Origin of the sequence: Bradyrhizobium guangdongense (assembly GCF_004114975.1) — a bacterium.
In the GTDB taxonomy this organism is placed as follows: Bacteria; Pseudomonadota; Alphaproteobacteria; order Rhizobiales; family Xanthobacteraceae; genus Bradyrhizobium; species Bradyrhizobium guangdongense.
In genome coordinates this window covers 775,647-801,784 of the sequence record NZ_CP030051.1, presented here as the reverse complement: position 1 = coordinate 801,784, position 26,138 = coordinate 775,647, and the positions used below count along the sequence as shown (strand labels likewise).

The following is a 26,138-nucleotide window of genomic DNA, read 5'->3' as shown; positions in this document are numbered from 1 at the left end:
CGGTGAGGTGCGGCGGCTATGGTCTCTTTCATCGGATGGTCCCGCAGGGGTCTGCTCGCAAGCACCGCGATCCTCGCGGCCGGCGCCCCGGCCGCGGCCAAGGAGGATCGTCTCACCGACGGCGTCGTGATCCTGATCGACAGCAACGAGCCTTATGTGATGGGACACGCCATCAGCTATTCAGCCAATCTGGCAAAACACTTCGCCGACAAGGGCGCGCGGTTGCTGATCGAGGTCGTCGCCAACGGCAAGGGTATCGACGTCTTCCGCGCGGACAAGACTCCGCTGGCCGGGCCACTCGCGACGTTGCGGCAATCGCTTCCTGATCTCGCCTACAGCATGTGCGCGTCGTCGAGAGCGATCGCGGAAGCCAAGGAGCAGGTGTCGATCCCATTGATCCCGGGCGCGAACCTGGTCCCGTTCGGCATCGGACGCGTGGTCGACCTGCAACTCAAGGGCTGGGCCTACATCCATGCGTGAGACGTCTCCGGCATTGTCCCGGCGATCGCTCCTGATGGCTGCGCCGATGCTTCTCACCTCTCTGCGCGCAAGCCGCGCCCAGGATAGCTGGCCGCCGGTGTTCGAAGCCGGGCGCAGCCAGTTCACGGTCGTGAGGCCTCGCGCCGCGATGCCGCCGATGCGGCTTCAGGAGCCGAACGGCCGGGATACCATCGTATCGCCGAGGGCGGGCCGCATCACCCTGGTGAACTTCTGGGCCACATGGTGCGCGGCCTGCCGGCTCGACCTGCCGACGCTGGCGCGCCTCGCGGGATCACGGCCCGACCGGCTCGACATCGTCGCGATCTGCACGGACACGAAGGATCTGCGCAAGGTCCGCGCGTTCTTAGGCAACCTCGCCGTAAAAGACCTCGCCTGCTACGTCGACACCTATGGTGCGGCGGCGCAAGCATCGACCGAGATGTTCCCTATCATCGGCATGCCCATCACTTACCTTATTGGGACGAGCGGTCGCGTCGAAGGCTACATCGCGGGCGCACCCGACTGGCTCTCACCGGAAGGCGCGCGGCTGCTGCAATTCTATCGCGAGCAAACCTAGTTCGGATGCCACCAGCGGCCACCGATGACGACGCCTTCCGAGACGATCTTGCGATCGCCGATCAGGTGCTCGCCGACGACGTCCTCATAGTCGAACTGGCCTTGCCTGACCGAAATCAGGGTGGCATCGCCGATGCTGCCCGGCTTGAGGCTGCCGAGCTCGGGCCGCCGCAGCGCCATCGCGGCATTCTCGGTCGAGGCGGCGATCACGTCCGGCAGCGACATGCCCATGCAGAGGAATTTCGACATCGTCGTCACCTGGTCGAAGGCCGGGCCGTTGATGCAGAGCTGATGGATATCCGATGAGATCGTATCCGGATAGAAGCCGTTGGCGAGCATGGCACGCGCTGTCTTGAACGCGAACGAGCCCTTGCCGTGGCCGATATCGAACAGCACGCCGCGCTCGCGCGCATCCAGCACCGCCTTCTTCACCGTGCCCTGCGCCGTCGCCGGTGAATTCGGGAACGGGCGGAAGGCATGGGTGAGCACGTCGCCGGGCCGAAGGCGGGCCAGCACCTCTTCATAGGTCGGCGGCGGATGGTCGATATGCGCCATCAAGGGCATGCCGACCTCGTCAGCAACCTGAAGCGCGATATCGAGCGGCACGACGCCCGACGTGCCCGAAGAATGCAGCCCGACGCGCACCTTGATGCCGACAATCACATCGCGGTTGGCATCGGCAACCTTGGCCGCCTCGATCGGGTTCATCAGCCGCAGTTCCTCGCTCTCGCCGACCATGATCCGGTGCGAGAAGCCGAAGATGCCGGCATGGGAAACGTGCAGATAGGCCAGAATGCGGACCTGGCTCGGCTCGATGACATGCTTGCGAAAGCCCGCGAAATTGCCGGGGCCGGCGCTGCCGGTGTCGATCGAGGTGGTGACGCCGGAGGCGCGGCAGAATTCCTCGGCATCGATGCCGAGCGAGGTACCGCCCCAATAGCCATGGGTGTGGAGATCGATCAGCCCCGGCGTCACGATGAACTGCGAGACGTCGCGAACCTCGGTCGCCGGATCCGCCTTGAGCCCACTGCCCACTGCGGCAACCTTGCCATCCGAAAATGCGACATCGGTCACCGCATCGAGCTTTTGCGAGGGGTCGATCACCCGCCCGCCGCGCAGGATCAAATCGAAAGGCATCATCGTCTCCGGATTCGCGGATAGGGCTTGCAAAGGTCTGCCAGAATGGCTGCTCACCGCGTGTAGCAATTTTCACGCGGAGCAGGCAAATTGCCGTCGACAGCGCAGCAAAGCGGCGACGCTGCCGCGGATTGGGGGGCTTCATCATGACCACGATTTGGCAGCGATCTGTGCGGTTCGCATGCTTCGCGGGCCTGGCCTGCGTGCTTGCGGCGATCACAACCACCGTCGTGGCCGAAGACAAGCCCGGCGACATCAGGGGCACCACGCTCGATCCCACGGCGGACAACCTCGCTGCGACTTGGCGCAAGGCCAATCTCGTGCTGCCGGCTTCGCTGACCGGCCGCGAGCGCTGGCAAGGGATTCCATCTGCTGCGCCCGAGGTGACCGGCAAGGCGCCGCTTGTCGTGCTGCTGCATGGATCGAGCGGCGTCGCGCCGGCCGTGAAGGACTTTCAGGTTTGGCTGGCCGACACGATGGGGCTCGCTTCAGTTGCTCCCGACAGCCTCGCGATCCAGGACCGCTTGACCTTCGCCGGTCTCGGTCGAGATCTACGAACGCGTCCACGCGCTGCGCCTCGCCGAACTCACGCATGCGCTGGAAGCTTCGAAGGCATGGGCCTGGGTTGACCGCAGCCGCATCGTGATCGCCGGCACCAGCGAAAGATCGGTTGCGGCAAGCCGCTATGCGGGTCCGGAGAGCGCAGCGCGCCTCATCTACTCGTGGTCTTGCGAAGCGAATTACTTCGTCGAACGCCCGCGCCTGGGCTTCGGCCCCGAGGAGCCGGTCTTCAACGCCATCTCGGCACGCGACCCATATTTCTCGCCGAGCAATCCCTGGAACAGCGACTACGCCGTAACCGGCAATTGCGCTGACGCGCTGAAGGGGAATCCCCAGGCGGTCGTCCTGGTCGTGGAAGCGGACGTACACACCATCCTCAACCGGCCGGACGTGCGCGAGGCGACCTCACACTTTCTCTCAAGCGTGCTGAAGCCGTAATGGCGATCCCGGCATGACTCGAACATGCGACCTACGGTTTAGGAAACCGTTTTGGGGCATATGAAATCAATCACTTAACCGCCTAACGTTGCACATCTGTTGCAGCCGTAAAAGGTCGTGGTGCCAGCGCCGATGCCGAACGCAGCGGAAAATCGTTCGGTCGGCTTTCCGCTACGGCAGCCATATCGCCGACTTTCACCTAGCGGGCATGACCTGCGTGCCGACTTCGAACTTGCGGAGATCGACTCGGGAGCACCCTAGAGAAATAGGTCCCCACAACTCCCCGAATTCAGAAGCCTGGCCGACCGCGATCCAGTCCGCGCTCGACCTGACGACCCGCGCGTTCACGCAGCCCTACGAATCGCCACCCAGGTCGGCCGCCACGATCCGGGCGCCTTCAGCAACGATCTGTTTCAGCAAGCGATCCAAGACGGTTATATCGCGCTTTGACATGTTGGCGAACAGGCGGTCACGGCCAAGACGGCAATCTAAGTACCCGCGCATCTGACGCCAGTCGAAGAAAAGGTTGTTCTAGGTAGACCGCGTCGGCGCTGAAATCCAATTGGAGACGTCAACGACTGCACGCTGTCTGTAAGCTAAGTTTGCGCATCAAAGGGCCAAGGCCATCTGTTCGACAGTCTTGTGACGCTGCTACCTTGGTAGAGGTAGCTTTGCGGGAGGTGTCGCTCGGCGGCTCCGGCTTCAACTTCTTCACACTGGCTCGGGTATCCGCGGGGTCGTGCCAGTGGCGAGGTATGAAGTCTGGAGCCTTCGCCGTGGCTACTTCTTTCTGCGGCCGCTGAACCGGTGCCGGTGGCCCAGAAGGACGTGTATTGACAAGGGCAACCTGGTCGACCGTTGGCTGGATGTCCTGGATGCTAACAAGCGGCAGTCGATCACTTTTATTGCCGGCTACAGCAGGATAGACGACCGAAGGTATCGGCACCGAAGCAGGCTTGTACGTAGCGGCAGCAATAGCTCTGACGCCCGCAACGCAAACCAACCCAAGTACAATGACCTTGATCACAGCGATGTCCCCACACCGAGGCATCGACCCTAGAGCATATTCCGCCGGGATTAAGGCGACTTAATTACTTGGTTAATGGCTTGAGCAAGAGCCGAACACGTTAGTGCCCTCGTGTTCGAGAGGCTGTCGCGTGAAGATAGAATCCAAGTCGTTGGCTGCTACCTATTCGCCAGTTTAGGCCGGGGTAAAGCGGACAACGGACAGGAGACGCGCAGGTAGCGTGATCATCAGAACCGGGCGAGGCTTCATGCCTCGCCCGGCTGATCGGTAAAACGAGCCGCGCAGTTCGTGAGCTTGCTTGCTCCGAAGCGGCGAGAGCCGGCCAACTAGGCCGGATAGAATCCATCACCGTATCCAGACACCTGCACAGGACGGAATCCTCGCCGCGACAGATCGTCGAAGGCTTGCTGATATCCCGCGCTATCTAGACCGTGCCGTGCTTGCCATTCACCTGCCTGGTCCTTGTGCCAAATTGCCGCATAGCGAGCGATCCCTGTGTCGCTGTACCCGCTCACAGAAACAAGACGAAAACCTGCAGCGTTCTGCTCATCAAAGGCCTTTTGATACTCGCTGGCCGTTAACCCGTGCCGACCCACCCATTCGAGGCTAGGGCGCCGTTCCCAGATCGCTGCGAAACGCACGTCAACGTTGACCCGGAAACCGCAAACCTGCACGGGCGCGAAGCCGTCGGCAGCCATCTGGTCAAAGGTCTGCTGGTACTGGCTCCGCGACATCCCGTGCCGCGCTTGCCAATCAGAAGACGCCCGCTGTTCCCAGATAGCGGCATAGCGAGGCTGACCGTTCTCAGCGTAGCCGCTGACGCAAACGAGTTGGTACCCTTTCGCGACGAGATCATCGAATGTCGATTGGTACTGGTCGTTAGTCAGGCCGTGGCGGGCCTGCCAAGCGGGGCCATCGCGCTGTTGCCAGACAGCGTTAAGGCGGGAGGCTGTCCCCTCGCTGTATCCGCATACGTTGGTCAGCCGGTAGCCCTGACCGACCAGCAAATCAAAAATCGACTGATAGGCCTCTGGGGTGATCCCGTGCCGTGCTTGCCATGCCAAGCCGTCGCCCTTGTCGAACAGAGCCGCGAACCGTGTATTGAAGCGAGAGAGCGCAGCAGGCTCCTGTCCGGCCTGCCCAAACGCGTTGTAGATGTCGGAAAAGTTAAGGTCGGCGTCGATCTGCCACCCGCTCAGTGTTCCAATGGGAACTGGGGCGGTTGTCGGCGCAATGAACATACGCAGATGTGCGCCCGCGTTTAGGAATAATCCGTTCACGTCATGGGGCCCATCGCTCAAGTATGCCGTCCCAAGCTTGGTCGGCGCCCCTGGGTTGGGGAAATCCTCTGACCTGCGCAGGAGGAGCCGAAACGATGCGTCCCCCACGCTTGCACGCCAGTTGCCGAGCCAACAAGCCTCGCTCTGCACAAACGTTGGATCGACGACATCCGTGATGTACCAGCCCGAATTAATCTGCCAGTTCGGATCGTTGTTGTAGGCGATCTCGATGAATTTGCCTTCGCCCCAGTGGTTCTTGGCGAAGAACACCTGCCGATTGCGATCAAAGCCGATCAGCAAAAGCACGTGACCTCCAATGTTCGGGGTCTTGTGAAAGACGTCGCAGATTACTTCGCGGTCCGCGAGAATGGTATTCTCTAGCGCAGTGATGCTCGGGTTGTTGCCGAGAGAACCCCAACCCGCCGCCCTATACCGAGCGTTCACCCGCGCGAGGAGCGGAATGTGTTGCTCGCAAAACTCAACGGCATCATAGTCCTCTTGGCTCACCAGTGCTTCCACGCCGGAAAATCCCAGTACGGGCAAGATGTCCAACAGCGTCCGTTGATTTTGCAAGTATGGCGCCGCCTCCTCTGGAGGCGAAGCATTCTCTGAGATCTTCTCCGCGATATCGCCACTGCCTTGGAATCCGGTCAGAGAGGAGTTGTTCTCTACCGGCCGCGCTGCCGCCCCCGCGCTGTCTCGGTTCAAAGCAAAGGCTTTGCCCATATGAAAGATGTATTCTTCGGATACGTCGATGAGCAGACCATACTTGCGTCGATATGCTGCCTCCAGCGCCGCGGCACCCGCAAACGCCCAGCAGGTACCGCGGTCGTTCTGTAGCTTGAATCCCGATTGCCATTGCGCCAACGAATAGACCCCGTCGATTGGCTCCCGGAGCGCTCGCGGTCCAAGCACATCCACGCGTCCAAACTTCGTGGAAACGCGCAAGCCTTCAGCCAACGCCTTGGCGTAGGCATGTTCGTCCAAAACCGGTGACGGAGTAACCTCGGTGTTCTCCGGTTTTGCTCTGAGAAACGCTGCCGTCTGGGATGAATAGTGAAGCATGTTACCTCCGACCGTCTGGGCGATGTGGTAGTGTCATCTATTCTGTGACGCCTAAGCTGACGCCCGAACGCGGGGAGCGCGTGTGAACTCGCTCACATCGGCATAACGAATCTACGAGATGGTCTGCACCTTACGTATGGTGTCCTGAACCATTCTCATTAGTCGGGCCCAAGCTTGGTATCCGCGAGTTGTCTCTGATCTCTGCAAGTTCGCCGAAAAGCGTGGATGCTAGGGCGACCAAGGTAGATCGTCTTATGCAGACGCTTGGCCAGGAGCGCTCTTCCTACGAAGAGTACGTTGGCGATGACATTGAAGTATGAGACGGACCGTAATTTGGGTGGGACGTTTCAAGATCACGAGGGGACTGGGTTCGGCGAGTAAAGTACTGGTGGTCATAGACGCCCTGATCGGCACCGCCCGCCCGCATGGAATGGCTTGTCGGAACTTTCGCCATCTGCACTACAGGCCGATCGGACGGACCGAAAGCCGCGGTCGCACGGCGGCGAATTGACTCGCGATTGAGACCAATCAGGCGCACACTTTCATCATCGCCGGTCCGCGCCCAGGCATTACTGGTGACCGAGAGCGTCGTGCTCCCGCCTGTTTCGGAGGGGGAGCCCCTATGCCCAACTCTCAAGACAGTTTGCCCGACGTTGGGCCCATCGCATTGCAGCGCCCCGGCTGTTCGATCTGCAAATCTCCGATGATGCTTGTCAGCATTGAGTCAGAACGTCCCGGCGTCGACTTACATCGCTTTCAGTGCGCCGTGTGTAATCACGTACTAACGATCCTTGCCGCGTGTGAAGACTCTATGCATTCCAAGGCGGGCCGGTGCCTTCAAGGCGATTTGCATCCGCCGAAGTAGGGCGCATGCCACATCCTCGATATGGAATGGCTGCAAGACGGCGCGTGCGAATGCTACGAGACGGTGAAGCGTTGCTCCGCGAGACTGTTGGGTCCCGGCAAGCATGCCCTGCTGCGCAGGTGAGACAGAGCAGTACTCGAAGCAACCCTTCAATGGAATTGGTCCAGGGAGGATCAACCTCCCGCTCTCACTTCGTATACCGCGGTCGTCAGCTCCGTGGCCGAATATGGCTTCATCAAATAAACCCCTCCCTTCGGGAGGTCGTCCTGGTGGAGCCTCATTCTGCCGGACGTCACGATGATCTTTAGCAGAGGCCAGCGCTGGCTCACCAAGTGGGCAAGCCGAACTCCGTCGATTGCTCCCGGCATCTGTACGTCAGTGAATATGATGCGGACATCTGCCCGCTGTTCCAAAGTCGTGAGCGCCTCCCCAGCGTCCGAGGCCTCAAGAACACTGTAGCCAGAATCTTCGAGTACTATCATCGCGCTCCAGCGCAACAGCTCGTCATCCTCAACGACAAGCACGACTGGCCATTTGCTGGCGTCTTCGAGTTGCATCCGGTCCGGCTTCCCTATCCGTTTGCCAGATTGTGCGCGGGCCGGCTCTCCGCGCGAGCCGCGCGGCCCAGCTAGAGCCTATTGGTCTGCTACACGATGACGAAATGAATCGAGCCAGTGCCACTCCTATTCGTCAAGCGCGCACTCTGATCCCGAGTCAGGCGATCCACGACCAGGCCTGCGGGTGCGCCCGTCAAGTCTTTGTCGCTGTCTTGGTGATCTCTGTTTCGATCCCTGTGGCACATGCCTTGGCGAACGAGTAATCCATGCTGGTGGACGCCACATCTTTCACGAATTCGCTGACGATGTTTCCCCTTGAATAGGGGCTGGCCGCCTTGAACTTGGCCAGAGCGCCGTCCGCGGCTGTGAACTGCGCGACACAAAGCGGTACCAGAACGGACATTCTGCCATCGCTCTCCGCCGTGGCGCGCATAATCCTGGCGGTTTCCCCAGTGACCCAACCACCCCAGATAAATCCAATGGCCATGGTCGCCACCGCGCCGAAGGCGATGCCTTGAAGCACGCGCGTCCGTGCCTCGCCTAGCAAGATTGCAGGAAGTTTCATGAAGGTCGCCTTTCTTGAGCGCACACAGATGCGCGCTTGCGCCGCTTGCGCACCGTAGGGGAATAATTCTTATGATTGCGCCTTCCGATGGCACGGGAGCTGCTGCTACGAGGTCTGGCGGCGACTTCGGAGGTCGCTGCTTAATGGGCAGCTTCAAGGTGAGCATCTGCTAACCTGTAGCCGAAACGCTATACCGCCAACCTGGTCGTGTAAAGGGCGCTGTATTCTAAGCCGCGCTGTCCAAGTTGCCGCTTGCGTCGAGACTGCGATGGCTAAGGTGCGCCGTCACCAATGCTCCATTTGGCGGGAGCGCCGCAGCGTCTCTCTGTCACCGGCAAATTGCCGAGTACGGGAACGGTGATAGACCGAGAACCAGTCATGCGGACCAAGGTTCCTAATGGCATGTCTAAGTCTGCTATCGCTCTGCGCTATGCCATGAGCTTTCATAGTGAGCATAGCATCTGCGCTTTGCCGCTGGTGCTCTGCCATAGCTTGCTGATTTCAAGCATCGCTTGATTTCGCCTACTCGCGCGCGAGCCGTTCAGCTCGCAATCGTTCTAGGTTCTTGCGGAAGGCCTTCTGCTCTTCAGTAACGGGTCGATCGGATGGACGTACGGAATTTTCCGCGACATATTCGCGCCTGCTCATGACGACCTCTCGTTCACCATTGAACGATGACCGCAACAGCGACAACTAAGCCGAAGAACACCGGGAGCAGTATGGGTGGCACGAGCCACTCCCGCAGATCGTCTTCTGGATGCCGGACTGTCGACCGCCTTGTTGTGGCGGGAGCACACGCTCTCAGTGACGGGCAGACGCCAAGCATGAACGGTGATTGGTACACCAGACTCCCTTTCCGTAGCAATGTCGAGCGAAAGCGCAACAAATGATAGGGAATGCGACATTATCGCCGACGCCCGCTCGAATGTGGTCTTCTCCGTTTTGATAACACGTCGGCCCGGCGCGCAAACTGAACGCATTCCTCACCGCAACGGTTGTTATCCGTTGTCAGCGTAGCCATATGCTCTTGGAGCAGACCGGCTCTCGCCCCGGAGCGAGTCCCAGTTCTGACGCCTTAGCTTCACATCAGCGAAATCGGCCGACGGCGCGTCGACTTGACGCGCGCGTAAGGGGTCAGGACAACATATGCCCATCGAGTACGCCTCCGTTCGGGTCGTCCACAAGCCTTGGGGTGTTAGCGATCTGCGGCCCTGGAGCGGCATCGACGGCACCCAAGATGCCGTGGGAGAGTTGTGGTTCGAGCGAGCCGACGAGGGAGCGTCGAAGCCTGCCTTGCTGCTCAAGCTGCTGTTCACGAACGAACCACTGTCGATCCAGGTCCATCCGGATGACACGTTCGCACGCGCGATGGGAATGCTGAATGGCAAGAGCGAGGCCTGGTACATCCTGTCCGCAAAGCCGGACGCAAAGATCGGCATTGGCCTTAAACATCGGGTGACGCCGCAGGACTTGCGCGCAGCGATCAGGGACGGCTCGATCGTCGAGCTGGTGCAGTGGCGCTGTGTTGCGACAGGGGATGTCGTATTCATCCCCGCCGGCACGATCCACGCGCTTGGCCCCGGCATAGTACTGGTCGAAATTCAGCAGCATAGTGACGCGACGTACCGGCTGTTCGACTACGGCAGAGGGCGCGAATTGCATGAGGACAACGCTGTCGCTGTCGCCAACGCCGGGCCGCTTCGATCCGGCGGTCGTGTCGCACGCCTGACCAACGAACGGACGATTCTTGTCGCGAGCCGGTATTTCGTCTTCGAAAGACTTCAGCTGCCAGCGGGCTCGAGCTGGGCCCTACTCGCTGAGCGGGAGACGTGGATGCTTGTCCTCGACGGTCACGCGGCGATCGGATTGAAGGCGGTATCCGTTGGACAGGCGGTCTTCGCCAACGGCGGCCGCGCTAGTATCGAGGTCGGCGCCAATGGATTGACCACGTTGGTCGCCTATCCGGCGGCTGCTCCGGTTGCTGGCCTGCTGCAGATGCTGGGCGAGCCGTCGATCGATCTCCTTGGCTCGACCCCCGTTCCCGAATCCACCGGCGTTTCCAAGGTGCGCACATGACGCCGCTCGGCAGGATCGCGTTGATCGGCAATTCGTTGCCGCGCCGCTGTGGCATCGCCACATTCACTACCGACCTGCAGCGCGCGATCGCGAATTCGCGGCCAAATCTCGTGGCCTCCATCGTGGCGATGACCGATCACGGCCAAGCCTACGTCTATCCCGATTCGGTCGCCCTGCAGATCAGGGATGACTCGATCGAATCCTATAGACGCGCCGCAGCATTGCTGAACGCGGGCCGGTTCGATGTTGCTTGTCTGCAGCACGAATTCGGCATCTTCGGCGGCGAAGCCGGTTCCCACATTCTCGAACTTCTGTCGCGTCTTTCCATGCCTGTGGTGACGACGCTGCATACCGTTCTGTCGGAGCCGACGCCGGCTCAACGCGCGATCATGGATCGTATCGTCGACATGTCCTCAAAGATCGTTGTGATGGCCAGCAAGGGACGCGAACTGCTTTGCAGCGTCTACCGCGTGCCGGGCGAAAAGATCGAGATCATCGCGCATGGCATCCCCGATTTTCCGTTTGTCGAGCCCGATGCGGCAAAGGCCAGGCTCGGTTTCAGCGGCCGCTCCGTGATTCTGACGTTCGGCCTGTTATCCCCCAGTAAGGGCATTGAGATCATGATTGACGCCATGCCGTCGATTCTGAAGCAATGTCCCGAGGCGGTCTACGTGGTACTCGGTGCGACCCACCCCAATCTGGTTCGCGATCAGGGTGAAGCCTATCGCGAAAGCCTGATGAAGCGGGTGCGCCAGCTCGGCGTCGAGGATCACGTCGTATTTCTCGACCAGTTCGTCGACCAGGCGACGCTGCTTGAGTTCATTTCGATGTGCGACATCTACGTCACGCCCTATCTCAACGAGGCGCAGATGACGTCAGGGACGCTGGCTTACAGCTTTGGCCTCGGTAAGGCGGTTGTCTCGACGCCGTACTGGCACGCACGGGAGCTGCTGGAAGACGGACGCGGCGCGCTCGTTGCGTTTAACGACGCTCCTGAGACCGGGCGCACCATCGCGGAGTTGCTGACTGACAAGCCGCGCCGGCAGGCCATGCGCGAGCAGGCCTATGCGGCCAGTCGTCCGATGACATGGGAACGGACCGCCGAGCGGTACATGGCGACATTCGCGAACGGGCGGCAGAGCCACTGGTTGAATGCGGTTGCGCGCGACCCGATGGCCGCGGACGCATCGCAAATTCCGGTGGCGCCCGCTATGCAAACGGACCATTTTCTGTCGATGTGTGATGACACCGGCCTGCTGCAGCATGCCGTGCATTCGGTGCCGGATCGGCTGCATGGCTATTGCGTCGACGACAACGCGCGCGCGCTGCTGCTGGCCTGCGCCCTCAACGAGCCGGGCGAGCAGCCGCTGACTGATGTTTTAACGGGCCGGTTTGCCGCCTTTGTCCAGCATGCGTGGAATCCGGATACCGGCCGCTTTCGCAACTTCATGGGGTACGACCGCACCTGGCTGGAAGAGAAGGGCTCCGAGGACAGCCATGGGCGGACCTTGTGGGCATTGGGCCAATGTGCGCGCAGGGACGCCAGCGGCGCCCGGCGCCGATGGGCGGCGGCATTATTTACCGAGGCGTTGCCGATCGCGAAATCCTTCGATTCGCCACGTGCCTCGGCCTTCACGCTGCTGGGCCTCGACGCCTATTGCGCCGCAATTCCCGACGATCGCCGCGCCCGCGACCTGCGGCGGGTTCTGGCCGACAGGCTAATGCTCTGTCTGGAGTCGGTCGAGACGCCGGAGTGGATCTGGTTCGAAGAAGGCCTCGCATATGACAATGCCCGACTGCCCGAGGCTCTGATCGTTACTGGTTTGGCCACGCGAAACCGCGGCTATATCGACGCCGGGTTGAAATCCCTGCGGTGGCTGATGACGCAGCAAACGTCTCCGATGGGGCATTTCCGGCCGGTCGGCACCGCCGGTTTCGGCGAACAACGGAGACCGCCTCACGCCTTCGATCAGCAGCCGGTGGAAGCAACCGCGACCATCGCGGCCTGCCTAACCGCGCTGCGCGCGGAGGACAACGCCCAATGGAAGGCTGAAGCAATCAACGTTTTCGCCTGGTTCCTGGGCAGCAATGACCTTTCGGTTGCGCTCGTCGATACCGAGACCGGCAGTTGTCGCGATGGACTTCATCCCGACCGGGCCAATGAAAATCGCGGGGGAGAATCGGTGGTGTGCTATCTTCTGGGGCTTGCCGAGATTCGCCAGCTTGCCCGTGTGAGTGTTAACCTGACAGATCCCGTGGCGCTATGCGCCGTCGGAGCTTGATGCGACATCCGCTCCGGCCAATCGAGGGCACGCCTTTGCACACTACATTTCTGAACCGGCAGGCGCTCCATCTGCGCCCCGACCCCGCGCGCGTCATCGTGCGCCCGTTCAAGCCAGCGACCGAACCGCGCGATCTCAACCCGACCGACAAGACCCGGGCCAATCATATCGTCGAGCGCGTTCTCAACCTCGATGCGGAGGAGGCGGCGCGCCAGTTGGCCGACGTGCTTGAAAACTTCGCAGGCAGGCATCGTAACCTGCTCGAGACGTTCGAGCTTCGTGCCGACGAGATGGAGCAGGCGCTGGCAGCGCATTGCAGATTTACCAGCGTGCAACGCCAGCTAATCGGCGCCTACTTCATGAATGAGTATTCGTTCGAAGCCTCGGCGCTGTTCAATCCGAGCATTGTATCACACCCCGACCAGTCGGGGACGCCGGCAGGCAGCCTGCGCTTCATTCTCAGCCTGCGTGCCGTCGGCGAAGGACATGTGTCGTCGCTGACCTTTCGCACCGGTACCATCGCCTCTGACGGCAGCATTGATGTCGAACCGACGGTTCGGCTCGCTTCAAGTCCGCAGATTCGGCATCTCGTTCCAGGGCCGATCGGCGACGAGGTAGAGCTCGCCTTCAGGCCGGATCATGACATCAGCGAGCGCGTCATCTTTCCCGTCACAGCCTCGCAGTCGCATGGCATCGAAGACGCCCGCTTCGTCGAATTCACCGACGGCGGCCGGAAGACCTATTACGCGACCTACACCGCCTACCAAGGTACGGCAATCCGATCGGAATTGATCGAGACCGGCGACTTTATCTCGTTCCGGATGTCGCCGCTGCATGGCACTGCCGCCCGCAATAAGGGCATGGCGCTGTTTCCACGCAGGATCGACGGCAAGTTCGCCATGATCGCGCGACAGGACAATGAAAACCTGTATCTGGTCTATTCGGATGATTTGTACAGATGGGAAGGTGGCCAAGTCCTCCTGAAACCACAATTCCCATGGGAGTTCGTGCAGATCGGCAATTGCGGATCGCCCATCGAGCTGGAAGAGGGATGGCTGCTGCTCACGCACGGTGTCGGGCCGGTCCGAAAATACTCGATCGGCGCGGCGCTGCTCGACAAGTGCGACCCCTCCAAGGTGCTGGCGCGTTCGAGCGAACCGCTGCTGCGGCCCGAGCCGTCCGAGCGCGAAGGATATGTTCCCAATGTCGTCTACACCTGCGGAGCGATAGCGCATAACGACCGGATTATTCTGCCGTATGCTGTCTCCGACACTTATTCGCACTTCGCTACGATGAAGGTCTCCGCGCTGTTGCAGGCCATGTCTTAAATCTGGCGTCGCCCGGTGCGATTTGTCCGTTCGAGGGAGAATCCCATAGTTTGGAGACCTGCTATTCGTTCAGGCGTTCAATGTCAGCCGAGAGCTACAGGGATATCGTCATCGATCGCCCGGGATTCGGTCGGCAACCGCCATGCAATTTGTCTGGACCGCGATGCCCAGGCCCAGTTGATCTGGCGATATGACGACCCGCCAGGATGCCCGACTCCTATCTCACTGGATCGCTGACATCGGACCCGACCCGCACCTGTTCGGGACGAATTCCCGTCGCCGGACCAAGGCGACCTCGATCTATCGCCGAACCGGCAACCTGCGAGCGTACAGCTTCTTCTGGGGTACACGAAAATCGAGTGTACCGTCCGCCATCTCAGCATCGAGGTCGACGATGCCCTGGCGATGGCAGAACAGGTAGACGTCCGACTGGAAGGCAGAGCGGACGCGCTTCGCTCTGCCCTCGCAGACCACTTCGGGCCAGAAGATGGTGATGCCGGCTGAGATCGTCGGTTCGCACCAGTCCGTACGAGGAGACCTTCCGTTATTTCTTCTTTGCCGGCCCGAAATCCGGCTGCCAGGCGGCCTCCTTGCGGCTTGGCGCCGCAGCGATCACCTTGGCCTTCTCCTTCTTCGGTTTCTTGGCTTCGCGATTGCCGCGTTGCTCTCCCTTTGCCATGCAGGTCTCCTCTTGAGGTTTGAGTTCGTCCAGTTCGTCAGATTGCAGCACGCGACCGCGCGGCGTGCAGACGCGCACGTCCATGTAACCGTCGCGCAGCAGTTTTCGCGCCAGCCTCAGCGCGAGGGTCGGGCTGCCCCGGCCGTGACTGGCGCAGCCATATTCGTTCGTTCCGGTGACGAGGTAGGGCACGCGGATCGGCCTAGCCATGGAACAGGGCAGCCGCCGCGACGAGCAGCAGAAGGAACAAGGGAACGATGACGGGCGGAACGATCCATTCCGAGGCACGAAAGCGCGGCATCGCATGCTCCTGCACGAGCACGACGAAGTCGTGCTTCAGTGACTGGCTTCTCGGCGGGAGCGCACGTGACCCTCAGTCACCGGTCGATGCCGTAGCAGAACATGCGGTGATGCGGATGAGCCTACGCCTGCATCAAGGAGATAGCGAGGACTAAAACGCCGCGCGCACGATGGCCTCGATAGTGCTGGCTATTGCCCTGTTCAGAGCGCATGGTCGTGATCGCCGGTGTCGGTTGGGGCGGCTATCGCAGGAAGGCAGGCGCGCATGACCATCCGTTCGCGGCGGGAAACCGTCACATTCAGGCATCCGTTCCACATCCGCGGCATCGCGCGGGAATTGCCGGCGGGCCCCTATGAGGTCGTCACCGACGAAGAGATGATCGATGGGTTGTCGTTTGCGGTCTGGCGCCGTGTCGCCACCATGATTACGGTGCCGTCCGAAGCGGTGCGGGGCGCGACAGAGGTGCGCTCGATTGGTTCGGTCGACCTCGCGGACGCTCAACGCGCCGATGTGGAGCGCCGATGACCGACATCCCGGTCGAGCTCGACAAGCACCGCGGCATGGCCGCGCAGAAGGCCACCGACCTGCGCCGCGCGCTGGCCGAGGTCGAGAACAATGTCAGGGAACTGCGTGAACGCGAGTCCGATCTCGAAAACCGCCTTATGACGGTGCCCGCCACCTCCTGGCCTGAGGCGGCGGTGAAGGCGCGCTATCTGCTCAACCTTTACGTTGCGAGCCTCCCCGCCGAGGACACGCGCCACCGCGCTCTGGTATCGGCGCTGTTCGACGATTTCCTCCGGCTCGGCGGGGAGTGCTGAGGCGGCTAAAGCGTACTGGAGCAGGCTATGACATTGACCAGCGGCCGCTTTATCGGTCACGAGTACGACCGAATGATCGTACGGTTCTCGATGCACGACGGTGCCAAGGAGATTCCTTGCGCGATAACGACCTCTGCGATGGACTATCTTGAGTGTGGCCCGCAAGTCCGGCCCGAGCAGCGGGAAGCCCAGTTCATCCGCCTTCGGGACCGCATCGAAGCGAGCACGGCAATCAAATATCGCGCTACGGAGTTCGAAGGCACCCCGCCCGGCATCGTGCTGCGAGGCATCGATTTCAGGCCTTAGGCAGGGCTGCAAGAAGGCACACTTATGTATGCGGGCTGCCTTGATGCCTAAGGGTAGCTTTGTCGGCTTCCAGCAATTCGATGGCGCATCGGATCATCGCCAGGCTAAGGGTGTCCATCCCAGGTGATATCAACACGCGAAGATGTTCAATCTCGTTGTCTATCTGGTCGCACTTATTGCACATGTGCATCCCACCACTTCGAGCGGGAGTAACAAGCTCTCGGTCACCGATAGTGCCCAGGGATTTGGAAAGGTGATTAAGCTTAAATCCGATCTTCGAGCGGCGTTCCTAAAAAGCCATATGTCACCATCGGCCGCTAGATGACGCATCCAATGGCTTACGACCTCAAAGCAAAAACGCCGCCCGCTTAAATCAAGCGCAGGCGGCGGCTTACCAGCCCCGGGAGGGTGAGAGTAAAATCCCGATAAAGGTTTGTCTCCACTTGGCATGCTGAAGTTCAATACGTCCGTCAAGAACAAGACTAAAATTCAGGTGGGCGGCTGTAGTCCCGGTGAGGACAACCAGTTGTTAATCTCCCCGGCAACATCGATCTGCCGGGCTTTTCGCAGAAGCTCCGTGCGGCGGACGCCAGCAGGCATCCCGTTGGCCTGTAGGCGGAGATTGATCGCCTCTTGCGCGAGGCGGTATTCGAATGTCAGGGATTGTACTGGAGACCGTCTCGCCGGCATGTCTAACGCTCCGCTGCGGGGGTGAGCGGGAGCGCAGCTTGCGTCCACACCAGCGATAGATGCTATGGGCCGCTCGATGGTAATGAGATAGTGCGCCGCTATGTGCCGAATAGCGAGCGCTTTGTTCGTATCCTAGGCGGGAACATTTGCGATTGCTGGAGCTAATCGATGGTCTGTAACGGTACAAGCCGGGAGCAACTCTCTCGCAATTCTCCGCCGCCTGCTTGCGAGCTTTTGCGACCCGCACTTGCGCCATGGCGAGGCCGGCACCGGAAGGCAACATGCCGAGAACGGCGCCTCCTCCATTGATATTGAAGCAAGAGCTGCAAACCGGTCGCCACTATTGCCGTTGCTGATCTCTGATCGTTTGGCTGATTGCTCGTTCCGCTGCGCTGACAGCTTCCGCCCGATTGAAGGCAATTCCGGTTCGGGGTGAGCGACCTTCCCGCTCAAACGACCACTTCCAACCGGGCGGATTGATCGTCTGGACCACAGTGTATTTGACGCCCTGATGTTCCATGCACCATCATGACTCTGCGTGCTGAGCAACCGCGCGCGTCGACCAACCTCGGTCACTCAGCATCGTTTGGAGTCTTCTTCGAACGATCGACGCGGACCGCTGTGAATTCCGCTGGCCCGTCAAGCAGGCCTGCTTTCTAGCCGACTGGTCCTTAAAACTCGCGGAGCGGTCTGCCTTCCCATCCAAAACCGTGCCCGCCAGATGAAGAGCGCGCTTTCGTTCGCGGCCAACTCTGCGAACTTTAGCATCATCGTCCGTCATCTTCAGGCTCTCTCAGTTGACGCGCATGTTCGGAAGCGAAACTCAGCAACCGCGGCAAATATTCTTGAGCTTCGCGGCGGTTCGGGCTTCCTCCGCAAGAAATGGATCCTTGTAGCCTGACGATGAGTCGATGCCAGCTTCGGCGGGCTTCCTGGCTTTTGGAGGAAATGCCGCATCGTAGCAGGAGAGGCGTGCGCTGATGCTTTCGATCGCGCGGCAGTTCGGTTCTGCGGCAAAAGCCGCTGGTGTGAATATGCCCAGTACTGATGCAAGCAAGAACGCCGCGGTGCATGTGCCGGTTCGAACCATCCTCACGCTGGACACTCCATGGCTATTTGGTTTTGCTCGCCCAGGTGGGGCTCTCGCCCGTCCAGGCCGGAAGAGCATCCCATTCGGACCAACGCATTCGGCGCTCCTCACCTCCGACCCTCACGAAAACAAAGGGCGCATCGTCCCGGCCGGTCTTCGAACCAACGAAGATTGCCGGAACCCCATAAGCGTCCCTGATGATTGCCGTGTTTGCCATTTCGGGCTCCCGTTTGGCTTGAACTGACTCAACGCCCCGGTTTGCAGTTCTGACGTAGGGTGATTGAACGGATACCGCTATAAAACGGCCGTCACCGCAATCAGCAGTACAAGGAAGGCCGGTACCAATAAAGGTGGTACGAGCCACTCTCGAATGTCGAATTTGTCGGAATTTAACATCTGACCGCCTTCTCTTGGGTTGAGGCGGGAGCGCAACGCTCTCAGTCACCGATAACAGCCAAGTAGCGTGCGGTGATGCGAACCGTGTAGCAGCCTTCTAACCAATTAGCGAGATCAATCTCAGCCCGTTTGGTACTCAATCAGTGCTTACACAAGCTCGTCAGTCCAGACCTTGAAGCTGACGAGCGTGTTAGGTCCGAAAGTTTTGACGATCGGAACATCTGCCGCATCGCGGCCTTAGCGATCAGGACGCGGCCACTTCGCGGAGTGTTGTTGTCGTGCGTCGAATGTGTACCAGCGGCACCTGACAAAGACGACAGCCGCGTCATCACTGCCTGTTCTTGGTGCGGCGAACATGGCCGGCACTCCATATGCGTTCCTGATCGTTGCTTTGTTAGCCCTTGCGATCACCCTCCTGACGGGCTTGTTGCGCGATGAACTGTTGCTCTGCAGTGTCGGCTATTTGTTAACTGTGTGCTCTTACTGGCAGCTCCAGAGATCGAATTATTTACGCTTCGCGGGCGGAGGATTAATTTCGGCGATCCTGCGCAGGCAATCAGCCTCCGACTCGTGAGGACCGGACACAAACGTTCCACTGACTTTGGTCGAATACCATCCGGAAACCACGCCGAGCCGAATGGATTCTTCCGACTTGACGTGCCGCGGTGAGAGATTCTGCATATAAACTCTTTCTGTTGAGAGCCCGAAATGGACTCCTGTTCGTTGGCCACCAGCTCGCGCCAGCTCAGTTCTCGCCGGCGAGCGGCGTGAGGTTCAGAAGTGCCGAGGCGACCAGATTCCGATCGTACATACCGGTCAGCGCTAGGATTCGCGCAAAGCTCGGGCACGTAGTGCGCCTTTGCCACGAGCCCGGGCTTTCATGATAACAACCGCGAGATCGACCAGAAAATCACTGATGAGACCCGCTCGCATCATCGCGTTGCGCATCCGCGAGCCACAGCGCGGACGCACAAAGTAAGCCGTTGGCCTCTAAGGCACCGTGCGCGCTTTCCCAGCAAATAGCTATCGATTTCTCACGCAGACCACTCGCCGCCGAATATCGCTCCGGCAATGTCTTGTATGTCGCTCGCGCGGACATAGTTGCAGAAGGTTGGCAGTCTCGAGATTAGACTGCTGGGGCCGAAAATAGAACAGAGGGCACTCATGAAATTCCGTCCGCTCCACGACCGAGTGGTGGTCAAACGCGTCGACGCCGAAGCAACGAGCAAGGGCGGCATCATCATTCCCGACAATGCAAAGGAGAAGCCCTCGCAAGGCGAAATCGTCGCCGTTGGCCCCGGCGGCCGCGACGAAGCCGGCAGGCTGACCGAGATCGACCTAAAGGTCGGAGACCGCGTGCTGTTCGGCAAATGGTCCGGCACCGAAGTGAGGATTGACGGCCAAGACCTTCTGATCATGAAGGAGAGCGACATCATGGGCGTGCTCGAGGTCAGCGAGTCCAAGAAGAAGGCGGCGTAATCTGCCGTTGTCCGATCCGTCCTGAGCAGCCGGCGCAGTCGGTCACTCGCAGGACGAGGTCAAGCCTACCAGATGATCTCATTGCCCAGAAGTCCTTCGGGCCTGCGCATGAGCATCCGTTCCCAAGGGGATCATAATGTCCGCCAAAGAAGTGAAATTCGGCGTCGACGCCCGCGATCGCATGCTTCGCGGTGTGGATATTCTCGCAAACGCCGTCAGGGTGACGCTTGGGCCCAAGGGCCGCAACGTCGTGCTCGACAAGTCGTTCGGCGCTCCCCGCATCACCAAGGATGGCGTCACCGTCGCCAAGGAGATCGAGCTCGAGGACAAGTTCGAGAACATGGGCGCGCAGATGGTACGCGAAGTCGCCTCCAAGTCCGCTGACGCGGCCGGCGACGGCACCACCACCGCCACCGTCCTGGCCGCTGCGATCGTCCGCGAAGGCGCCAAGTCGGTGGCTGCGGGCATGAACCCGATGGACCTCAAGCGCGGCATCGACCTCGCGGTCGAGGCCGTGGTCGCCGACCTCGTCAAGAACTCCAAGAAGGTGACCTCGAACGAGGAAATCGCTCAAGTCGGCACCATCTCCTCGAATGGGGACACCGAGATCGGCAAGTTCCTGGCCGATGCCATGAAGAAGGTCGGCAACGAGGGCGTTATCACCGTTGAGGAAGCCAAGTCGCTAGAGACCGAGCTTGAGGTGGTCGAGGGCATGCAGTTCGACCGCGGCTACATCTCGCCGTACTTCGTCACCAATGCCGACAAGATGCGCGTGGAATTAGATGATGCCTACGTCCTCATTAACGAAAAGAAGCTGTCTCAGCTCAACGAGCTGCTCCCGCTGCTCGAAGCGGTTGTTCAGAGCGGCAAGCCATTGGTGATCATCGCTGAGGATGTGGAAGGCGAGGCGCTCGCTACTCTCGTCGTCAACCGTCTCCGTGGCGGCCTGAAGGTCGCGGCGGTCAAGGCTCCGGGCTTCGGCGATCGCCGCAAGGCCATGCTGCAGGACATTGCGATCCTGACCGGCGGCCAGGCCATCTCGGAAGATCTCGGCATCAAGATGGAGAATGTGACGCTTGCGATGCTCGGTCGGGCCAAGAAGGTGATGATCGACAAGGAGAACACCACGATCGTCAGTGGCGCCGGCAAGAAGGCTGACATCGAGGCGCGCGTCAATCAAATTAAGGCGCAGATTGACGAAACCACCTCGGACTACGACCGCGAGAAGCTGCAGGAGCGTCTGGCCAAGCTCGCGGGCGGCGTCGCGGTGATCCGCGTCGGCGGCGCGACCGAGGTTGAGGTCAAGGAGCGCAAAGATCGCGTTGATGACGCGATGCATGCGACCCGCGCTGCGGTCGAGGAAGGCATCGTCCCGGGCGGCGGCGTCGCCTTGCTCCGTGCTTCCGAGCAGCTCAAGGGCTTGCGTGCGAAGAACGACGACCAGAAGACCGGCGTCGAGATTGTGCGCAAGGCGTTGTCCTACCCCGCTCGCCAGATCGCGATCAATGCCGGCGAAGACGGCTCGGTGATCGTCGGCAAGATCCTCGAGAGCAAAACCTACGCCTACGGGTTTGACTCTCAGACAGGCGAGTACGTGAACCTTATCTCGAAGGGCATTATCGATCCGACCAAGGTGGTGCGTGTGGCGATCCAGAACGCCGCGTCCGTTGCGGCGCTCCTGATCACCACCGAAGCGATGGTCGCCGAAGTCCCGAAGAAGAACGCGGCTGGCGGCATGCCGCCTGGCGGTGGCGGCATGGGAGGCATGGACTTCTAAGTTCGCCGCTCAGGCACTCGCACAAAGGCCCGGCAGCAATGTCCCGGGCCTTTCCTGCATCTATCGGTCAACGTTTCACTATTCCCTGGAGGTATTTCGTTGCCATCGGCACCAAGTCGCCTGCTTCATCGTGAGCCCAGCAAGGACAACTTCTGCAGCCGTCCGTGCCGGTTCATTTCTTCTTCGCCTTGGGTTGCTTCTTTGGCACCGGGCTCGCTACGGCTTCCCGTGCCAGCCGCTCGGCGTTCAATCGCTCTCGATTCTGGGCAAAGGCCTTCTCGGCGAGCGCGTGCTCGGACATGGCCTTCTCCGCGTCGACTTGGCGGAAGGCCTTGCGTGCTTCACGCTCCGCTTTACTGATTGGTTTGGGCGGTTCGTATTCACCAAATATTTTTGTCATCTTTTTCGATCTGATGCTTCGCTTGTATGGGTTGGGTCAATTCTTGCTTTTGAGCCGGGCCTCTCGCGCCAGGCGCTCGGCCCTGAGACGTTTATGGTTTTGCTGGAAAGCCGGATCGGCGTGGCTGTCCGCTATCGTTTGCCGCGCCCCAACGGGGTTTTGCGCCTTTCGGTCTGCTTCATCCGCCACCTGTTGCTCGGCGGAGCGCTTCAGTTTGGTCATTGCCAGATCCTCGCACCCACGGTTGGTCCCGGGCTATCCAGACATTGGCTGCCCAAATCATTTCTGGGGCCCATAATAGACGTTTGTCGCACAGGCGGCGACTTGAAACTTCTTCCCCCCGACTGGCGGCCATAACGCTCGTTAGGGCGACTCACTAATCTGCACGCCACGTGGCAGCTGTGCTGCGTTGGATCGCTCATTCACGTTCGGGGGCATCGTGTAATCGGCCCCGTATTGAACCAAGTCATTCCAAAACTACCAAAATGGAGAGCGCTTGTTGTAGAAGTGTTGTAGAATATAGACAGGGAAAGCCGCCAGAAGAGCAGCATCCAGGCTACAACAGGTTGATAACGCGCGACAGACGAGATGGAGCGGGCCGAAGGGAATCGACCCTCGTATGCAGCTTGTGAATCGGCGATTGTAGAGACGCGCTTACCGACGAAAATCGTCTCAACCGCCGTCTTCATGTCGTCGTAGATGCCGCGGGTGCAGATGCCTTTGAACAGGTCGAAGACTAGGTGATGATCTCAACCGATCGGTTCAGGCAGGAGATTCGGTCTCGATTGGACGCAGCCGCAGCTGGGGGAGGCTGCAGTCTCATAATCGATGCCAAAGAACTCTATCACGCAATCTGTAAGGGGCCGGTCTCCAATAGATGGATGATCTTCTGCTGTAATGCCATGCGGGCCGAAATGGCAGAACTCGACAATCTGATTTTCGACTACGCGAACGATACGTTGCTAACCGTGAATTACAAGCTGCCGCGCAATTCGCTCGACGAGTGAAATCGGAGCGCCGTCGCTTCGAGCAATACAAACGAGCGCGGGCTTCTCAGTCGATTCTGCGCCTCGCTGCCACCGCGAATCAGCCTCTTTGCGAAGCGATCTCCTCTCCATTGATGGCGCGATCCAAGGCATCGACCAGCACCTGAATCTCGACAAACTTGTTGCGTGCCCGCTCGGCCTTGTCCCAATCGAAGGGAGCCGCCAGCACCTTCGCATGCGCGTCCCTTTCCTCAATCATGCGCTCACGGGCTTTCCTCAACGTATCAAGTCGTTCACTCATTCAAACTTCCTGCTGTTTCAAGGGATGAATGGCGCCGCGCAAGCCGCGGCCAGCTTTTGATCGTTTGCATCGGCGCCCAATCCCGATAGTCGCGAGATTGGAGAAGGTATCCGACACTGCGCACGGCAAAACGATGCAGTCATTACGCCCGATCGCCACGCGGGTCGACGAGCACACCGGGCGTACCGTAATCGTCCGGGATGCCAACGGCGAGATTTTTAAGACGGTCCAAGCGCCCCGCAAGAACTAGGCGCGACCTGGACGCGGCACAGCCTGAAAGTCCTGCCATGCAACGCGATGAGAAGCTGCCAAGCTTTACTGCTTCGTTGTGCTTCTGTCGAAGATGAACGCGGCTTGAAACACACGCTCGATGTCCGTCCGTACTTCGACCGCAACGTCCTGTCGTATCGAGGCAAATTCCTTCGCTAAGCCAGCCAGCGACTGGGCGGCCTCCACCTCCGCCTCTTGCTGAGTATCGAAGTCCAAGCCTTCCTCGTCCGGCCAAAGGCCAGCGTCGTCCCGGATGTCGAAGTAGTACCGGGTCATGGTTTGGTCCTTCGCTTAGAAGGGCAATGCAACCTTTGTTAAGTCGTTCCTATCCGCATCGGCTTAGCAAATCGATCGGGTTTCAACAATCTCAGCAGGTTTTGACCGCAGGTCGTTTAACGCGCAATCCCGTCGATTTAGCTCGTCTCGGCCATGATTCGCCTAACGCCTACAGCTGACCTTGGGGATCCCCTTCGCGAGCTTCCCTTCGGGCCATAAGCAAGCATCCGGTACGGTTGCGTTGCAGGTCCGCTTAGGCCCGGCCCACGACGGACCTTCTAACCGCCGAGCCGAGCTTCGCTCATGGTGAGTGTGATTACCGCTCCAGTGGGCGGCCAACTCGCCGATATAGCCCCGCCGAGTTGATCGCGGAGACTACTCATAAGTAGTTTGGTTCCAAATCCTGACGGACCGGACGGCTTATGAGTTAACGGTCCACCACTTTCGCTCCAAATGAGCTCTACCGCTCCCGCGCTCGCGCAGCATTTTATGTCAAGCGCACCATTCGCGGTCGAGAGCGCTCCGTACTTGATCGAATTGGTGGCCAGTTCGTGCACGACCAGCGCAAGGGCTGTGGCAGCTTTTTCCCCTACCAGCAATCGGGGAGTGCTGATGCGAACCCGCTCTGTTTCCGAATGCTTGCTTGCATATGGATTCAGCAGCGTATCCAAAAGGTGTCCAAGCGGAGCTGCCCGATTCTGTTGGCTGGCATCAGGGCGAATCATGTCGTGGGCATTTGACAGGGCAAATATGCGCTGGTGCAGGTCCTGCACCATCTCTTCTTTTGTGGTCGCCGAGCGGGCCGATATCATTGCCAGCGCAGAAGTGATTGCAAAAATATTCTTCACCCGATGATTCATTTCGCCCGCAAGCATTTCGCGAGCCTCTTCTGCTTTCTTTCTTTCGGTTACGTCGATGAATACGCCATACATGACCCTTTCGACAATGCCTTCATCGTCACCCCTGCCTCGGGCCGATATCCAACGGACTTCATTGTCACATAGAATACGAAAATCTGTTTCATAGGCTCCGAGCATATCCCGCGTCGCGGCAAAGGCGGCTCGTACTCTATCAAGATCCTCGGGATGGATACACGCAGAAAGCGCTTCGAAAGTAATCGTTCCGGTGTTCGGAATCCCCCAAAGGGTATATCCCCGCTCGTCTAGCTCTAGCTGATCCGTATCGACGTTCCACGACCAGAGAGCGATGCCCGCCGCGTCTGTCGCGATCCGGAGCTTGTTGACGTCCCAGACTAAGCCGGTCATCTGCTGTCACTTGCTCCAACGTTTTCAGCTTCATTGAGGAGCCGGGAAACCGCAGTGATCAACTGTGCTGGGGCAAATGGCTTGGCCAGGATGATGCTGTTTGGCACCCCGTTCGAAGCGTACTGATGCCCGCTGTCGCCGGTCATGTAGACGACTGCGAGCCCCGAGTTGAGCTCGCGGGCACGCTTCGCGATGTCCCAGCCCGTGCTAGGTCCCGATTCTAGATTTATGTCGGTCACCAAGGCTCGATAGGCGGCCTCCGGCGCCTCAAGCATGGCGAGTGCATCGGTACTTGTGGACGCCTGGGCGACTCTGAAGCCGCCATCCACGAGTGCTTCGCCGAGAAGGTCATGAACGAGCGCATCGTCCTCGACCACAAGCACCACAACAGAATTTTCCACGCGAGACTCCCATGCCTTGGGCGGCGGGAGCAGTGCGGTCAAAACCGCTTCTCTCAAGCGCTGACTGCCAAAAATTGTCATCAGCGGCTCAATCGCTTAGCACCCATGACAGTTAGATTCAATGAGAAGCCACTTATGGAACCAACCCAAGCTCTGATCTTCCAAGCTCTGCTCAGGGCCAATCGCGTCAAATTTGGCCGCAATCTCGGAGCGTGCGTTCTTAGTTCATCTTACGACGTAGCTTCTGGATAAGCTCTCGGAGATCGGCGGCATATTCCTCGATGACGCGCCGCGCCTCCTCCAGCCGGGATGGCTTGGGCTCTTTCACCTCGCTCTGTTTGTCGTGCTCAGACATAGCGAAATGGTCGTCCCGGGCCGGGCCAGACCGTTGAGTTAGATCAATGGAGACGGACCCAACTAAGACGGCCCTTACGCTTCCCAGATCAACTTGTGGCATTCTCGGCAA

Annotated in this window: 24 protein-coding genes and 2 pseudogenes; 14 read left to right on the top strand and 12 right to left on the bottom strand. The window is 59.8% G+C overall.

The genetic code is table 11. The features are described 5' to 3' along the window. The first annotated feature begins 18 nt into the window (after positions 1–18). A complete protein-coding gene (locus X265_RS03780; RefSeq protein ID WP_128963688.1) occupies positions 19–480 on the top strand; it encodes a DsrE family protein in 462 nt (153 codons plus the stop codon). Between the two features lie 46 nt (positions 481–526). Further along, on the top strand, positions 527–1,057 hold the full coding sequence (locus X265_RS03775; protein ID WP_244659438.1) for a TlpA family protein disulfide reductase: 531 nt from the start codon (positions 527–529) through the stop codon (positions 1,055–1,057). Here the strand turns inward: X265_RS03775 and X265_RS03770 are convergent. Further along, positions 1,054–2,193 (bottom strand): amidohydrolase/deacetylase family metallohydrolase, encoded by a 1,140-nt coding sequence (locus X265_RS03770; protein WP_128969125.1) that lies wholly within the window; start codon positions 2,191–2,193, stop codon positions 1,054–1,056. The genes X265_RS03775 and X265_RS03770 overlap by 4 nt on opposite strands. 146 nt (positions 2,194–2,339) lie before the next feature. On the opposite strand from X265_RS03770, the gene X265_RS42040 reads away from it, so the two are divergent. Continuing rightward, entirely contained in the window at positions 2,340–2,822 is a 483-nt protein-coding gene (locus X265_RS42040) for a dienelactone hydrolase family protein (RefSeq protein ID WP_308421716.1), read from the top strand. A 13-nt stretch (positions 2,823–2,835) separates the two neighbouring features. Continuing rightward, the gene (locus tag X265_RS42035; RefSeq protein WP_308421715.1) at positions 2,836–3,192 is read left to right on the top strand and encodes a hypothetical protein; all 357 of its coding nucleotides are present in this window, start codon (positions 2,836–2,838) and stop codon (positions 3,190–3,192) included. A gap of 1,353 nt (positions 3,193–4,545) precedes the next feature. Here X265_RS42035 and X265_RS03760 read toward each other — a convergent pair. The 3 genes from X265_RS03760 to X265_RS03750 form a co-directional block, all read right to left on the bottom strand. After that, on the bottom strand, positions 4,546–6,564 hold the full coding sequence (locus X265_RS03760; protein ID WP_128963686.1) for a hypothetical protein: 2,019 nt from the start codon (positions 6,562–6,564) through the stop codon (positions 4,546–4,548). A gap of 1,038 nt (positions 6,565–7,602) precedes the next feature. Further along, positions 7,603–7,986 carry a response regulator gene (locus tag X265_RS03755; protein ID WP_128963685.1) on the bottom strand — a complete coding sequence of 128 codons (384 nt, stop codon included), beginning with the start codon at positions 7,984–7,986 and terminating at the stop codon, positions 7,603–7,605. Positions 7,987–8,179: 193 nt separating this feature from the next. Beyond that, positions 8,180–8,551: a hypothetical protein gene (locus X265_RS03750; protein ID WP_128963684.1), complete on the bottom strand. Its 372-nt coding sequence runs from the start codon at positions 8,549–8,551 to the stop codon at positions 8,180–8,182. 1,293 nt (positions 8,552–9,844) lie between these two features. On the opposite strand from X265_RS03750, the gene X265_RS03740 reads away from it, so the two are divergent. The 4 genes and pseudogenes from X265_RS03740 to X265_RS42200 all read left to right on the top strand — a co-directional run. Beyond that, positions 9,845–10,627, top strand: a complete 783-nt coding sequence (locus tag X265_RS03740; protein ID WP_244659437.1) for a class I mannose-6-phosphate isomerase — start codon at positions 9,845–9,847, stop codon at positions 10,625–10,627. Beyond that, complete coding sequence (locus tag X265_RS03735) at positions 10,624–12,909, top strand: glycosyltransferase family 4 protein (RefSeq protein WP_128963681.1); 2,286 nt, start codon at positions 10,624–10,626, stop codon at positions 12,907–12,909. Before X265_RS03740 ends, X265_RS03735 begins: the two co-directional genes overlap by 4 nt. After that, complete coding sequence (locus tag X265_RS03730; protein WP_128963680.1) at positions 12,909–14,237, top strand: glycoside hydrolase family 130 protein; 1,329 nt, start codon at positions 12,909–12,911, stop codon at positions 14,235–14,237. Before X265_RS03735 ends, X265_RS03730 begins: the two co-directional genes overlap by 1 nt. A gap of 190 nt (positions 14,238–14,427) precedes the next feature. Then, positions 14,428–14,663: pseudogene (locus tag X265_RS42200) on the top strand (site-specific integrase); the annotation flags it as partial. 118 nt (positions 14,664–14,781) lie between these two features. On the opposite strand, the gene X265_RS03720 reads toward X265_RS42200, so the two are convergent. Next, complete coding sequence (locus tag X265_RS03720) at positions 14,782–15,126, bottom strand: hypothetical protein (protein WP_164938336.1); 345 nt, start codon at positions 15,124–15,126, stop codon at positions 14,782–14,784. Between the two features lie 355 nt (positions 15,127–15,481). Here X265_RS03720 and X265_RS03715 point away from each other — a divergent pair, with 355 nt between their 5' ends. From X265_RS03715 to X265_RS03705, 3 genes are read left to right on the top strand one after another with little or no spacing between them, the layout of a single operon-like run. Continuing rightward, a complete protein-coding gene (locus tag X265_RS03715; RefSeq protein ID WP_128963678.1) occupies positions 15,482–15,742 on the top strand; it encodes a hypothetical protein in 261 nt (86 codons plus the stop codon). Beyond that, positions 15,739–16,035: a hypothetical protein gene (locus X265_RS03710; protein WP_128963677.1), complete on the top strand. Its 297-nt coding sequence runs from the start codon at positions 15,739–15,741 to the stop codon at positions 16,033–16,035. The genes X265_RS03715 and X265_RS03710 overlap by 4 nt, the downstream gene beginning before the upstream one ends. A gap of 27 nt (positions 16,036–16,062) precedes the next feature. Continuing rightward, positions 16,063–16,341 carry a DUF1488 family protein gene (locus X265_RS03705; protein ID WP_128963676.1) on the top strand — a complete coding sequence of 93 codons (279 nt, stop codon included), beginning with the start codon at positions 16,063–16,065 and terminating at the stop codon, positions 16,339–16,341. Between the two features lie 2,323 nt (positions 16,342–18,664). On the opposite strand, the pseudogene X265_RS41180 reads toward X265_RS03705, so the two are convergent. Further along, positions 18,665–18,829, bottom strand: a pseudogene (locus X265_RS41180) (transglutaminase family protein); the annotation flags it as partial. Positions 18,830–18,872: 43 nt separating this feature from the next. Between X265_RS41180 and X265_RS40295 the strand changes: the two are divergent. The 3 genes from X265_RS40295 (at position 18,873) to groL (ending at position 21,773) form a co-directional block, all read left to right on the top strand. Next, complete coding sequence (locus X265_RS40295; RefSeq protein WP_164938411.1) at positions 18,873–19,091, top strand: hypothetical protein; 219 nt, start codon at positions 18,873–18,875, stop codon at positions 19,089–19,091. Positions 19,092–19,681: 590 nt separating this feature from the next. After that, a complete protein-coding gene (locus X265_RS03680) occupies positions 19,682–19,996 on the top strand; it encodes a co-chaperone GroES (RefSeq protein WP_128963673.1) in 315 nt (104 codons plus the stop codon). 136 nt (positions 19,997–20,132) lie between these two features. Further along, positions 20,133–21,773: a chaperonin GroEL gene (groL, locus tag X265_RS03675; protein WP_128963672.1), complete on the top strand. Its 1,641-nt coding sequence runs from the start codon at positions 20,133–20,135 to the stop codon at positions 21,771–21,773. A gap of 172 nt (positions 21,774–21,945) precedes the next feature. On the opposite strand, the gene X265_RS03670 is transcribed toward groL, so the two are convergent. From X265_RS03670 to X265_RS03645, 6 genes are all read right to left on the bottom strand, one after another. Beyond that, positions 21,946–22,173, bottom strand: coding sequence for a hypothetical protein (locus X265_RS03670; RefSeq protein ID WP_128963671.1), 228 nt, complete (start codon positions 22,171–22,173; stop codon positions 21,946–21,948). A gap of 36 nt (positions 22,174–22,209) precedes the next feature. Next, entirely contained in the window at positions 22,210–22,395 is a 186-nt protein-coding gene (locus X265_RS03665) for a hypothetical protein (RefSeq protein ID WP_128963670.1), read from the bottom strand. Positions 22,396–23,259: 864 nt separating this feature from the next. Continuing rightward, entirely contained in the window at positions 23,260–23,460 is a 201-nt protein-coding gene (locus X265_RS03660) for a hypothetical protein (RefSeq protein ID WP_128963669.1), read from the bottom strand. Positions 23,461–23,775: 315 nt separating this feature from the next. Next, positions 23,776–24,006: a DUF6894 family protein gene (locus tag X265_RS03655; protein WP_128963668.1), complete on the bottom strand. Its 231-nt coding sequence runs from the start codon at positions 24,004–24,006 to the stop codon at positions 23,776–23,778. A 278-nt stretch (positions 24,007–24,284) separates the two neighbouring features. Further along, the gene (locus X265_RS03650) at positions 24,285–25,271 is read right to left on the bottom strand and encodes a sensor histidine kinase (RefSeq protein WP_128963667.1); all 987 of its coding nucleotides are present in this window, start codon (positions 25,269–25,271) and stop codon (positions 24,285–24,287) included. Further along, positions 25,268–25,753, bottom strand: coding sequence for a response regulator (locus X265_RS03645; protein ID WP_128963666.1), 486 nt, complete (start codon positions 25,751–25,753; stop codon positions 25,268–25,270). Before X265_RS03645 ends, X265_RS03650 begins: the two co-directional genes overlap by 4 nt. Positions 25,754–26,138: the final 385 nt, after the last annotated feature.